The sequence below is a fragment of the Scytonema hofmannii PCC 7110 genome (genome assembly GCF_000346485.2).
GTDB lineage: Bacteria > Cyanobacteriota > Cyanobacteriia > Cyanobacteriales > Nostocaceae > Scytonema > Scytonema hofmannii.
In genome coordinates, this window is sequence record NZ_KQ976354.1 from 5,237,236 (window position 1) to 5,250,639 (window position 13,404).

A 13,404-nucleotide genomic window follows, 5' to 3' on the forward strand; every position below is an offset into this window, starting at 1 on the left:
CTATTTGCCAGAGCGGTAAGAAATAAGAGCGCTCAAACATTCTTTAATAACGAATTTAGCAAGTTCTCTATTGTATTATCAGATAAATCTGGTATTGCTAGAACTTTATCTACTTTATTAAAGTTCCACTGCATTGATTTATAGTAAGTTGGATCGTAGTGGAACTCTAACAGATTCTCTACAAATGACTCCCATTGTTGGGTATCAATCAACTGATACCATTCACGCAGTTTTTCTTTGCTGTAACGAGATTTAAGCTTTTCTAGTTTTACTTTTAAGAAATCAGGATGTGTTGTCAGGTGTGGATATTCTTGCAAGAGATAGCCAACTCTTGTGGGTAGGGGAACTTGAATTTCTACACAACTCGCCTGTTTCATCTTTTCCCATAATGGCAAGGGTAAATAAACTTGCCCAATTTTGTTACTCTCTGATTCTACCCAGACTGTCTCCGCAGGGTTGAAGCTTTGCAGTTGTTGCACTAGCAAAGATTCAAAATATTTTTGAGATGGTTGAGCTGAGGGTTGATTATCCCATTCTTCGCCAAGTAGAGAACCACGATGATTCGCCAAAGCTTCCAAATCTAAAACTTGAAAACTACTTAGGCGCATTTTGCGTAGGATATGAGTTTTGCCACTACCTGTTAAACCACACAAGATTCGGTAGGTCAATTTTTCTGGTATTTTTTCTAATCGATCGCGAACATAAGTACGGTATGTCTTGTAACCACCTTCGATAAGGGTGACACGCCAACCAATCTGTGTCAGTACCAAAGCCATACTATTGGAACGCTGTCCGCCTCGCCAACAGTAAACTAAGGGATGGTAATCTTTCCCTTTTGCTTCAAAATGCTGACTCAGATGCTGAGAAATATTTTTGGAAACTAAAGCTGCACCAATTTTTCGGGCAGTAAAGGGACAATCTTGTTTGTATACTGTTCCTACTTGAGCGCGTTCTGCATTATCTAGCACCGGCAAATTGATAGCCCCAGGGATATGGTCTTCCGTATATTCGCTAGGAGAACGGACATCAATTATTTCACTGTAAGTTTCTGTCCAAGGTTGTTTGGTGTATGTAGGTAAAGGTGGCATTAAATAATCTAAATTGAGATTCAGGTTCGGGGCTGCAAGATCCCCGACTTTTTGGAGAAGTCAGGGATATAACCACTAGCTACCAAACACTATGTTCCTTAATTTTGACACTGGTGAGCGGAATCGTATTATTCTGCCAGTGTTCCCTTTTTTTCTAAAATACTTCTTTCGATAGATGTTAATTTCTGAAAAATTTAATAAGACTTCATGTGTTGCTTGCTAACAAGCACGGGAGGGTAAAGCATTGTACCTCGTTCCAAGGGGTTTGGGTGCTGAAATCTATCCTTGATTAAGCAAAATACGGTAGGTGTGAAATGAAAAAACTTGGATTACCTATATGGTTACCTTGCCCTAGTGCATGGTTGAACGCTTTGATACTATCAGTTTTCATGGCTGGGTTAGGGGCTTTTATTAGGCGTAGTGGTTTGTTGGATTCCTATCTGGATAAGTGGTCTCAACAGCCAGAACTGTCTTCTGTAATGTTGATATTGTTGCTCGTCTCTCCAATACCTGCGATCGCCTTTTTCCATCACTTTTTTCTGAGTCGCTTTATTCCTGCTATTCCAGGCGAGAGAGTGAAAACACCTGAAGGATTAGTACCTGGGATTATTAGTTGGAGGGAAAGCCTGTATAGTTGGTTGGTGTTTGTTCTATCTACCCTGATAGCAGCGTTAATTTGTATCCCTTTCCTCTCTCTATTTAAAGTTAACTACGAAAAAATTATCTACACCTACAATCAACCTCACAGAACTGTACAAATTCTCTTTGCTGTTGTCTGGATTATTAGTGCTGCTCTCCTTTATCAGGTTGAATATCTCTTTAAAGATCGCTTGCTTTTCATGGACGATTTTATCAGTGAGGAACCCAGTGTTAGTCAGGAGCAAACAGTAGACATTCAACCAGAAAATCAACAAGCTGAAGCGATCGCAACTCAAATACCAATAACTGAGATATCGCCTCAGAAGAAAACTAATATAACTGACCTAATTGTCAAATATCGCAAATTACCGCAAAGAATTTTCACCCTTTTGTTGATATCTGTAGCCGGGTTATGGATGTATTTCTTTGCTAATTTACCAAAAGTGAAACAAACTGTATCAGCGAATTTATCTTATATTGAAAAACAATTAGCAGTACCCTCAGAAACCGCTCCTCCAGAAGATAGCACTTACCAAAAAGGTTTGAATAAAGCAAAGTCAGCGACCAGACTAACAAAATCAGCGCAGTCTGAATCTGAATGGCGGGTTGTTTCCCGTCGTTGGGAAGAAGCCATTAAACATATGGAAGGCGTACCAACCTCTAGCCCCAACTATGCACTAGCACAACAAAAGATTTTGCAGTACCAATTGCATCGAGAATTCGCCAAGCAAATGCTTTCCAATAAGCAGTGACCAGTGACCAGTGACCCGTGACCCGTTAATTACCATATTTAAAGGTAGGAGCTTGCACTCTATACGTAACAATCCACTAATTCCAAAAACCCGGTTTCTTCGAGTTGAGCCTACGAGATATCAAGCTTTGCAACAGAAAGAAACCGGGTTTTTTGCCTCCTTTTTGAATACTGTATCGGTGCTCTAGTGACCAGTCAGTAATTCAAGCAATAATTTCTAAGTTTTTTGAATCTATTTTTATTATTGTCCGTCTCTACTATTTAAAGTTTGTTTTGGTAAACTTTTTATTGGCTTTCCAACTTAGCAACAAAATTACAAGTGAGTTACTACGATTTCAATAATCATTTCTGGCCTCACCAGATGGTTTGCAGTCAATCAGGACTGGCAAAACCAAGGAAAAAAAATGCGAGATCTCGCAAATTAGTGGAGATGCTGAGTTTGATGTGCGTTGCTGTTTGGACTCCTTTACTAGTCCAAATCATAGTTCCAACTAACAATCAAAATCAGGAAAATATTTCTCTGAATAATAATGAAGTTGGTAGCGATCGCTTTTTGAAGCGAGAACACTACTACTTTTTCTACCGCTCAGTACAGAATCAATAGCTCATGAAGCCACAACTTCGTTAAAATGCAATGGGGTGCAGATACCAAACCATATGCACACTTAGATTTCAAGAAATAGTTCTTCATGAATCAAGAAACAAAGACTCCGTCTCCAAAACTAGAACGCGATCGCAACTCCCAGCCAAAAATTCAAGTAGAACAGCACGTTAGACTCTTAGATGTTGACAAACCACAAGGACGTGTTATCTGCGAGTGCTGGAACTGCAAACAGGGGCTATTGATTCAGCACGAGAGAGAACCGCAGCAGGACACTAAAGTGACTTGTCCAAATTGCGGTAGAGTAGCTGTAAGATTGCAAGTCGCAAAAACTTTATCCGTCATTGCTATTCCTTCGCCTTGGGAAGGTTAGTTTCCAGTGAAATAAATTGTCGGTTGGGTTGAGAAATGAAACCCAACATCATTTTATTATTTGTTGGAGTTTGCGATCGCACAACCCAACAAATGTAAAAGAATATTTTAAAAGGTTTGGCCTCATATAATGAGCTTCTACACAAACAGAGTCCACCTGCTTAGACTCGGTAATCGAACCAGATGCACCGACAAGAACAATAAAGGAGAGTTCGGGAATTTAATCTGTATATCTAATTCCGATTTTTTCTACAAACTCTCTTTCTTTTAATTTCAAATAATTCTCTCTTTTTGAAATAAAATCATCTATCTTATCTAGTTTATATAAATCAACCATCTCTTGTGTAATGAAATGCTTATCCAAAAGCTGAATTGAAGAAGTTTCAATAAAATTATTAATTTGTTTTTTCTCCTTATTTTCCTCCAATTCAGATGATAATCTCAGAATAATATTAGCTGAATTTCTATCTTTTTTTGAAGAAAAAGAAATAAAAATTTCTTTTATCCCTTCTCTATCTTGAATCTCATTATTTTCAATAATTGACTTTAAATAAAATAATTGCAACGCCTTTGCTCTTACACCTGTAAAATTTAATTTATCTGGATACTTAGCTGTTCTGAAAAGCGTATCGCTATTTACTTTATAAATTCCATCGGGATGTTCTCCTTTTGCAAAATCACAGAATTCTTGATAAGCGCTTCTTTGTTGACTTATAGAATACACTGTAAAGTAGTTTGAATAGGTTGAATCATGAATATGTAATACCAATTCTCTAAATTCACACTACACATCCGAGGGTTGTGGCGAAGACAGCGCAATACGAATCTTTTTTAATCTGTAGTCTAGTTTTAGAGAAATGGTATAATTAGTCTTGACCCAGAATTTATCACCCCCAAGATGGTCATGAAAAGCAGGACAGTGAGGTGGCACCAGGTACCCCAACGTCACCTAGTTTTAGAACTGCTGCGGAAATTATAATCAACAACGCAATCAAAACCTATATTGAGCATGAAATAGATCAACCGGATTTGGTATGAATCACCTTAAATTTTTCGTTCTTGGCTCTATGATATGTGGGTCAACACCATAATAATGAGCAGCTTGGGACATATCAAACATCAAGAATTTTTTATGCCCTAGCTTTTGTACAACTCGAGGCTTCTCAGAAAATAAACTGAGAGCTTTGATAATTTCTGATGCTACTGCTTTTGCTAACAAAGGTGGAACAGAGTTTCCTACTTGTCGAAATCCATGCCATTTCGTTTTATGAAATCTAAACCAATCTGGATAGGAATGTAAACGTGCAGCTTCACGTACTGTAATGCATCTTGGGGTAAATGGGTGAATTGGTCGAGCCGAAGTAAATGCTCCTCTGTTACTTGGAGTTCCAGCTCTTAAAGTGTTACAAATTCCTTGTGGATCGAGTTTAAGAAAGCGGCTTACAGATTCTGTTTTACCATATGGAGTAGATTCAAATCTTTTGATAGATTCTAAAGAATGTTTTGTTCTTAAACTTGAGGTGAGTATTCGAGAATCATATTGACGTGGATAGGAATAGTCATTATTTGCAGACACAAAACCGCGAAGATGTTTTCCATAATGACTGGGTTTTCCAAAATTTGCGATCGCCCAATCTTGTTCAAAAAGTTCTATGTAGTTTTCTACTTCAGGTAAGTCCCCGATCGCATCCCAAACTGTAGGGCTTGTTGGAAGTTGATTATTGAAATAAGCTTTATTTGATTTAACGGGTTTAGTTATTGGGTTTGGATACTTTGGTAACTCTAAACCCTGACGACTACCTAGCAAAAATAATCTTTCCCGATTTTGTGGAACTCCATATTCAGACGCATTTAAGACTTTATATTCTTGGCAAACTTGATAGCCATGTTCTTCAAATTCATTAATGATTATTGAAATAAATTCTTGATGCTTGCCAACAGTCATTCCTTTAACATTTTCTAAAACAAAAAACTTAGGTTGTAATTCTAAAACTAATCTTATGTAATGAGAGATTAAAGCATTACGAGGATCGTCAAAAACACGTTTGCCTATCAAGGAAAATCCCTGACATGGCGGTCCACCAAAGACCACGTCTATTTCGCGATCGCCAATACAGGAGTTAGCTCTGATTTCTTTTGCTCTAATATCAGCAATACTTTTACAAAAAATTTTCCAAAAAGGAAAATTAAATTCGTGTACTGCACAATGAATTGGATCGATTTCAACAGACGCCAGCACATCAAATCCTGCTTGCTCAAAACCAAGTGTCATACCCCCAGCACCAGCAAATAAATCCACAGCAATGGGACGGCTGAGGATTTGAGAGTCCGGGCTTAGGGTTTGAGATTCTGAGAATAACAATCGTGGATTTTAGGTATAAAACACTAAGAGACATCAATTGTAGTGTCTTTAAAATAAAACATAGGTACTAGTTTACTCCAAAGCCTAAAATCGAATTTTAAAGATTTGGTAGCATTTGCAAAATTTCTTTAGCAGCGCGATCGCACACTCCAACTTCACCTAAAGACTGCCTCATAACCTGATAATCTGCTTGCATTTGCTGCTTGCGTTCTTGATTGAGCAACAATTCCATGGCTGCTGCAGTCAGATTTTCCGGAGTTGCGGTTTCTTGGATAAACTCCGGTACAATTGACCTCATAACTACCAAGTTGACAGGCGAAGCAAAGGGGACAGAAATTTTGAAGATGTTTCGAGCCACCCAGTAAGTCAACGAATTAAGACGGTATAAAACGACTTGCGGTATATTTAATAAAGCCAATTCCAAGTTGACAGTACCGCACTTGGTAATTGCCAAGTCAGCAGATGCCAGCACTTGTTGTTGTTTACCAGATACTACAGTCGCTTGTAGGCCAAACTGTTGTATTGCTTTTTCAATAGGTTTCCGGTATATTTCCAAAGACAAGGGAATCCAAAAATGGACTTGTGGCAATTTGGATTGGATTTCCCGTGCTGCTTGAAACATCACTGGTAGGAGATACTTAAGCTCTTGATAGCGGGAAGCAGGAATAAGAGCAACATTAATGGTATCACCTACAACTCCTAACTCAGTCCGCGCTACGTCACGACTTGGAAAATTTTTGATTCTATCTATAAGAGGATGACCTACCCAAGTTACGTTTGCTCCTTTATCTTGGAAGTAACGAGCTTCTTGTGGAAAAATAGCAAGCACCTTGTCACTAACCCCAATAATCCTTTCTGTATCGCGAGGTGTAATCGAGGCTACCCATACTTGTGGTGCAATGTAATAAACGATAGGGACTTGTGGCAAATGACGGCGAATATAGCTGCCAATGCCCAAATTAGGTCCCATATAATCGATAAGCACCACTAAATCTGGTGGATGTTGCTTGAGGTAAGCAATTGCCTGTCGCTGAATTTGAAGTGTTGGGAGAACAAAGCGTAACGATTCTATAAGACCAAAGGAACCAATGTGGGTGGTATTTCCCAGTAAAGTGGCTCCTGTGGATGCCATTTTTTCACCACCAAGTGCCACAATTTCCAGTGACAATCCTATGGTTGCAGCTTGTTGTTGAAGTGCCCAGATGAGTAGCGATCCTTGCAAGTCACCAGACACTTCTCCGGTACTGATAAATATACGCATATGAGGGGAGTGGGGAGTGGGGAGTGGGGAGTGGGGAGTGGGGATTGGGGATTGGGGAATTGGGGATTGGGGATTGGGAATTACCTCTGCTTCCTCATTCCCTGACTCCCTCACTTCCTCACTCCCTCCTTTTCTCAAGATTCATCACTACCAGCAGCTTTCCCTTTACCTGGAACCAAGCCACGTCTTCCTGGCATTTGGGAAAGGAGGAGGAAGCGACGCAAATGCTTTAACTCTGAGGTTTCTCCCAGATCTTCGAGCTGTTCTATGGCTTCCTTAAACGTCAACTCAGAACGATAGAGAATGCGAAAAGCTTTCTTGAGGATTTGGAACTCATTAAGATCCATTCCAGAGCGTTTAAGTCCTACAAGATTGAGAGTGCGTATCCGCGCCGGATTTCCCTCTACTAACATATATGGAGGCACATCTCGGTCAATACGTGCCATGCCTCCCACCATTGCGAGACTTCCTATATGCACAAATTGATGGACTCCCAACACTCCACTGAGTCTTGCACGTGACTCTATATGGACGTGTCCTGCTAAAGCAACGGAGTTGGCAATTATCACAGAATCTTCAATAACACAGTTATGACCTACATGGACATAAGCCATGAGCAGGTTACCGTTACCAATGCGAGTTTCTTCACCCGCACCAGTTGCTTTATTAATTGTGACGTATTCTCTAATTGAGTTATCGTTTCCTATTTTGACCCAGCTGTATTCGCCGGCATATTTTAAATCTTGAGGTTCCATGCCAATAACGGCACCCGGAAAAATTTGATTTCGTGCCCCAATTTCTAATGGTCCTTCTAATACGGCATGAGCGCCGATTACGGTTTCGGGACCAACTTTGACATGCCCTCCAATCACAGCATACGCACCGACTTGCACCGTGGGGTGCAATTCTGAATTAGGATGAATGACAGCAGTAGGATGAATTAGCGTTTTCAAGGGTGCTCTCCAGAAAAGTCTTGAGTGCTGTGTCCAGACACGCAATGGCGCGTCTGCACGTAAGATTAGGTAGTTCGAGTGGTAGCTAAAGTGTGAGATTAGCTAGAGGAGAGTGTGAGGGCGTCAAAAGTTGAGCAGGATGCTGTTGTAGCTTGTTTCCTTTATTGATATCCTTAATGGGACTCAAGAAAGGCACGTCACGGTCGTGCCTTCCAATAAAAGCAAGCTTTTAGGTTGATAGGGAAAACATGAGTTCGCCTTCAGCAGCAAGCTGACCGTCAACTTCAGCGCGCGCTTGCATCTTACCGAAACGACGCTGTTTTACCCACAACAGTTCCACTGTCATGACTAGTTGATCTCCCGGTACAACTTGACGGCGGAAGCGCACTTTATCTATGCCAGCAAATAAAAAAAGCCCACCTTCCATTTCGTGAAGTTGAGTGAGAACAACACCACCGACTTGTGCCATGGCTTCTACGATGAGCACTCCTGGCATAATCGGCTGTCCTGGAAAATGCCCTTGAAAGTGGGGTTCATTAAACGTGACGTTTTTTATACCCACAGCTCGTTTTCCTGGAAGATAGTCGATAATCCGATCGACAAGCGCAAACGGATATCGATGAGGTAGAAGTTTATGGATGTCTTCTACTGTAAAAACGACTTTGGAGTCAGTTTTGTTTGTGCTGGAATTATCCGACTGGTCAGTAGATACTGGTGTGGGAACATCAATGGTATTCGCTTGTTCGGTGACGGTTGTCATTGCTCCTGCTGTTGATTTTATATTTTGGTTATGTTAGTAGGTGCTCGATCTGACCCTCCCCCAAGAAATTTTGGATTTTAGATTTTGGATTTTGGATTTGAGACCAATCTAAAATCTAAAATCCAAAATCCAAAATTTTCTGTGCCAGTTGAATGTGTAAATTATGGCTGGCTTTGTATGCTAAGACATGAGCACGGGGGAAGATACCTAGCAAACTCAAATCTCCTACTAAATCCAAGATTTTATGACGTACTGGCTCATTTGCAAATCTTAGTGGTGGATTTAGCCAACCTTCCGGTCCGCAAACGAGAGCATTATCTAAGCTTCCACCTTTAATTAAACCTGATTGTTGTAATTGTTCAATTTGATGTAGCAACCCAAAAGTGCGAGCTGGGGCAATTTCAGTTAAAAAACTTTCGGCAAAATTTGTGGGATCGCCTTGGGAAAAAGCCGTACCCGGCTTCTCGCTACCTGGCGACCAACTGTACCATTGATTACCAATTGCTTCTACGTCAAAATCAATACCATAAGTAAACCGTGTTTCTGCTGATGGATAGGCACAAACAAAAGCATCGCCCTGACGCACCCAAATGGGATCTTCCAAAATAGGAAGAACTTTGTCCTCGCCTGAAGGTTGTGATGCTAAGCCTACAGATGCGATCGCAGTTGCCCACACCTTTGCCGAACCATCCAAAAGCGGAACCTCCGGACCATCAATCTCAATCCGGGCATTATCCACTCCCATGGCAATAAGAGATGCCAGTAAATGTTCCACCGTGCGAACATGAGCTTCACCCTTACCTAACTGCGTAGAAAGAACAGTTTGATTGACTGCAGCCACTTGTGCTGGAATTATCGGAGTATCGGGCAAATCTACTCTCACAAAGTAGCGTCCGCTACCCACATCAGTTGGTCGTATGCGAACTTGGGTTGAGATACCGCTATGCAGCCCCACTCCAGTTTGGTTGATTTCGCCTGCTAAAGTATGTTGCATTTTTTTAATTGCTAATTACCAGTGACCAGTGACCAGTGACCAGTGACCAAATCAGAACCTTTCCCCAATACCAAAGTTAATGCGGCTATCACCGTCACCGTTAACACCGTAGTCAATACGAATGGGTCCTAAAGGAGATTGCACTCGCACCCCAACACCAAAGCCGATACCACTACCATCTTTATTCAACAACTCCGCTGACCTAGTACTGGTTCCTAAATCGCTACCAACATCAAAAAATAAGGCACCACTCACTACAGAGAATACGGGGAAGCGATACTCAACTGATGCTTGGACAAAACTGCGTCCGCTACCCAAGCCGCCTTCTTCATAACCCCGTACAGAGTTACTACCACCAAGGGAAAAAGCTTCATAGGGCGGTAAATCGCCAAATATCGTTCCTGCTTGAACGTTAAAAGCGAGAGTTTCCGGTCCTTTGGTAAAGTTTGTAAAATCAATGGGTAAGTACTTGCTATAGCTACCGCGCAATCTTGTGAGGAAAATAGTTCCCAATCCTACGGGTACAGATTGGTCAACACCAAAGCGCAGGAAAGAACCATTTGTGGGTTGTAAGGGATTATTTCTCAGATCGCGTGCGACTCCTAATTGCAAGAGCAGTAAATCGTCTTTCCCTTTTCCAGATTCGCTCAGATCAACAAATTCATTAGTGTTTTCAAGGCGTCCCAGTCTTATAGTCTCCCCATCACTATCTTTAATAGTCACTCTCTGGTATTGCAAACCAGCTGATGCTGTCCATTCCGATCTTTCATATGGATTTCTAGACAAAGGACGGGTAAAGTTAATACCGCCTCCCAAGCGTACAACACGGGGGTTATCACCGTCCTCATTGGGGTCATTAACGTTTTCAACAGTTTCGATATCTTGATCGTCGCCTTCAAAGATTAATGAAATCGATCTCCGGCGGAAAATATTGGCTGTGTAAGAAGTGCGGTAAGGGTCACCAGCGATCCAAGGATCTGTAAAGCGGAGGTCAAATAACAATTCTCTTTGTCCTATCTGTACCTCAGTACCCAGTTTTTGATTTCGTCCATTTAGGTTTTGCTGCTGATAGCTTACAGTACCAAATAATCCACTCGCAGAACTGATACCAGCACCTGCTGCAATAGAACCGCTATTGCGTTCAACAACGTTGACCACGACATCCACTCTGCTGGGGTCTGTACCGGGATCGAGGGAAACATTCACATCTTCAAATAGTCCCAGCCCAAATACCCGTTGCAAGTCTTTTTGTACTGTGTTGCGGTTGAAAACGGTTCCGGGCTTTAACTGTAGTTCTCGTGTCACAATATATGGCTGTGTTCGTCCGCGAATTGGTTCTCCCTTATCGTTTGTCGTTTGACCTTCCTTATTGCGGAACTGAACTCGAATATCTTCTACCACACCTTCTGCGACTTGCAGGGTGACAACTCCATTTTCAGAAACTTGAGGCGCACCAATAACGTTCGCTAGTGCATAACCTTGGTCTTGATAGCGTTTGGTTAGTTGCTTGATACCTTCCTGTAAATCTCGCAGGTTAAGGATTTTACCATATTGCTCTTTAAATATACTATCTGTAGTATCAGCTGGTAGTACTGAGGCAACATTTGTACCAGGATTGGCTTGCAGTTGCACTTTGGTCAGTACTGGATTGGGTTGTACCACAAAACTTACCCGTACACCTAATGGGGTATCTTCTGGCACTGCTTGAACATTGGAGAAGAACCCTGTGGCAAAAACGGCGTTAATATCTTCTTGCAATTGTGTACGAGTTGTGGTTCTACCTGGTTGGGTACGAATTGCTCTATAGATTTGTTCTTCTAACTCTGGCGCGATCGCTTGTCCTGCTTCAGATCGAATCAACACTTCAGAGACAAGCACCCGAGGTTCTGTGGCTGCGGGGGATTGTTCTGATGGAGTTTCCTGTTGAGTTGAAGGAGGTGTTTGTTGAAACGTAGGTGGGTTCGTATTGTCTGGAGTTTGTTGCTGAGTTTCTGGAGCTGGAGTTTGTTGCTGAGTTTCTGGGACTGGAGTTTGTTGCTGAGTTTCTGGGGCTGGAGTTTGTTGCTGAGTTTCTGGAACTGGAGTTTGTTGCTGAGTTTCTGGAACTGGAGTTTGTTGCTGAGTTCCCGATGGTGGATTTTCAAAATTGGGCAGTCGTTGGTTATTTTGTACTGGTTCCTCAGTTGGCTGGTTTGTCTCCTGTGGTGTATTTGTACCGGGAGATGAGGGAGCTTGTTGCTGAGTTCCAGTAGGTTGATTCTCAGGATTTGGAGTTGGTTGAAGGTTTTGTGCAGTTTTTGATGTTATGACAGTTGGTACTACAACTTCTGGCTTTGTTACCGATCCAGGTACAACTGCTGGGAATACCCCAACAACGACTTGCGCTGGATCTGTTGTAGGTGCTGTAACCGCTGTTTTTGGTTCTGTTTTTAAATCTTTAGCGGTTTGTGCATTCACACTCAGCGAATTGCCCAACGGGGCGGCGATCGCTACAACTGTAAATATAAAGGGGGATAAGCGCATTTTATTTAGATTCCTCTTCACGTCCACACACCATCACAAGGCAGTCATGCTTTTATGTGACTAGTAAAAGTAAAAACTATATTTTTACTTTTGCCTTTCTAATTTATATGCCAAATTGCAAAAGGCAGTAGCTAGGGAGTGGGAAGTGGGGAGTGGGGAAATTTATCACCCCTACTCCCCTACTCCCTACTCCCTACTCCCTATTCCCTCCACTGCTTTTAGCACTCGTTGTAAAACCTCCTGATATGCATTCTCTATATTTCCCAAGTCTCGACGAAAACGGTCTTTATCAAGAACTCGGCGATTTGGATCGTCGCCGGCGGAATTATCCCACAATCGACACGTATCTGGGCTGATTTCATCTGCTAACAGCAACTGCTGTTGTGAGTCCAAACCAAACTCTAGTTTAAAATCTACTAAAGTAATGTCACACCTTTTAAAAAAGTTGATGAGAAAATTGTTGATTTGCAATGCTAGATGGGTAATACCATCTACTTGTTCCGGTGTGGCTAATTCTAACAGCAGTAAGCGATCGCGTGTTAGCAAGGGGTCTCCCAACGGATCGTTTTTGTAATAGAACTCTACCAACGGCTGTTTGAGTACGGTTCCTAATGGTAATCCTGTTTGTTGACACAGGCTTCCGGCTGCAATGTTCCTGACAACGACTTCAATAGGCAAAATCTTGACTGCTCTTACCCGCATTTGATTGGGAGTAGGGTTGTCAATGTAGTGGGTTTTAATACCATTTGCTTCTAGTTGTTGAAAAAGTTTGCTGGAAATGCTACAGTTAATTTCCCCTTTTCCTTGGATACTTCCACGCTTTTGAGCATTGAAAGCAGTCGCATCATCTTTAAAATCAGCAAGTAGAATATCAGGCTCGTCCGTTGTATAGAGGATTTTTGCTTTGCCTTCGTATAATTTTGTTAGAGCAGACATGGCGTAAGGTTAAGGAATAAGCGATGAGCAGCTTTGATGCTTGCAAGCTAAACCATTTTATATCTAAAGGGAGTAAGTAGTAGGAAGTAGGTGTCAGAACCAAATGTTGCACTACACCCTAGTATAAAAAGTTTAGTATTTCCCGATCCTAAAATTTGTAATAT

The 13,404-nt window shown here is 41.5% G+C and carries 12 protein-coding genes; 3 read left to right on the forward strand and 9 right to left on the reverse strand.

The window, feature by feature from the left end:
* Positions 1-32: 32 nt before the first annotated feature.
* Positions 33-1,088: a tRNA 2-selenouridine(34) synthase MnmH gene (gene mnmH, locus WA1_RS21715; protein ID WP_017744591.1), complete on the reverse strand. Its 1,056-nt coding sequence runs from the start codon at positions 1,086-1,088 to the stop codon at positions 33-35.
* 314 nt (positions 1,089-1,402) lie between these two features.
* Here mnmH and WA1_RS21720 point away from each other — a divergent pair, with 314 nt between their 5' ends.
* The 3 genes from WA1_RS21720 (at position 1,403) to WA1_RS21730 (ending at position 3,452) form a co-directional block, all read left to right on the forward strand.
* Complete coding sequence (locus WA1_RS21720) at positions 1,403-2,479, forward strand: hypothetical protein (protein ID WP_017744590.1); 1,077 nt, start codon at positions 1,403-1,405, stop codon at positions 2,477-2,479.
* A gap of 318 nt (positions 2,480-2,797) precedes the next feature.
* The gene (locus tag WA1_RS21725; RefSeq protein ID WP_017744589.1) at positions 2,798-3,082 is read left to right on the forward strand and encodes a hypothetical protein; all 285 of its coding nucleotides are present in this window, start codon (positions 2,798-2,800) and stop codon (positions 3,080-3,082) included.
* Positions 3,083-3,167: 85 nt separating this feature from the next.
* Positions 3,168-3,452 (forward strand): hypothetical protein, encoded by a 285-nt coding sequence (locus tag WA1_RS21730; RefSeq protein ID WP_017744588.1) that lies wholly within the window; start codon positions 3,168-3,170, stop codon positions 3,450-3,452.
* Between the two features lie 219 nt (positions 3,453-3,671).
* Here the strand turns inward: WA1_RS21730 and WA1_RS21735 are convergent, their stop codons facing one another.
* The 8 genes from WA1_RS21735 to purC form a co-directional block, all read right to left on the reverse strand.
* On the reverse strand, positions 3,672-4,175 hold the full coding sequence (locus WA1_RS21735; protein WP_017744587.1) for a hypothetical protein: 504 nt from the start codon (positions 4,173-4,175) through the stop codon (positions 3,672-3,674).
* Between the two features lie 315 nt (positions 4,176-4,490).
* Positions 4,491-5,813, reverse strand: coding sequence for a DNA cytosine methyltransferase (locus tag WA1_RS21740; protein ID WP_017744585.1), 1,323 nt, complete (start codon positions 5,811-5,813; stop codon positions 4,491-4,493).
* A gap of 97 nt (positions 5,814-5,910) precedes the next feature.
* Entirely contained in the window at positions 5,911-7,074 is a 1,164-nt protein-coding gene (lpxB, locus tag WA1_RS21745) for a lipid-A-disaccharide synthase (protein ID WP_026134787.1), read from the reverse strand.
* Between the two features lie 134 nt (positions 7,075-7,208).
* On the reverse strand, positions 7,209-8,027 hold the full coding sequence (gene lpxA / locus WA1_RS21750) for an acyl-ACP--UDP-N-acetylglucosamine O-acyltransferase (RefSeq protein ID WP_017744583.1): 819 nt from the start codon (positions 8,025-8,027) through the stop codon (positions 7,209-7,211).
* A 229-nt stretch (positions 8,028-8,256) separates the two neighbouring features.
* On the reverse strand, positions 8,257-8,787 hold the full coding sequence (gene fabZ, locus WA1_RS21755; protein ID WP_017744582.1) for a 3-hydroxyacyl-ACP dehydratase FabZ: 531 nt from the start codon (positions 8,785-8,787) through the stop codon (positions 8,257-8,259).
* Between the two features lie 115 nt (positions 8,788-8,902).
* On the reverse strand, positions 8,903-9,781 hold the full coding sequence (gene lpxC, locus WA1_RS21760) for a UDP-3-O-acyl-N-acetylglucosamine deacetylase (protein WP_066612960.1): 879 nt from the start codon (positions 9,779-9,781) through the stop codon (positions 8,903-8,905).
* Between the two features lie 51 nt (positions 9,782-9,832).
* The gene (locus WA1_RS21765) at positions 9,833-12,304 is read right to left on the reverse strand and encodes a BamA/TamA family outer membrane protein (RefSeq protein ID WP_017744580.1); all 2,472 of its coding nucleotides are present in this window, start codon (positions 12,302-12,304) and stop codon (positions 9,833-9,835) included.
* Positions 12,305-12,490: 186 nt separating this feature from the next.
* On the reverse strand, positions 12,491-13,240 hold the full coding sequence (gene purC / locus WA1_RS21770; protein WP_017744579.1) for a phosphoribosylaminoimidazolesuccinocarboxamide synthase: 750 nt from the start codon (positions 13,238-13,240) through the stop codon (positions 12,491-12,493).
* Between the last annotated feature and the right edge of the window lie 164 nt (positions 13,241-13,404).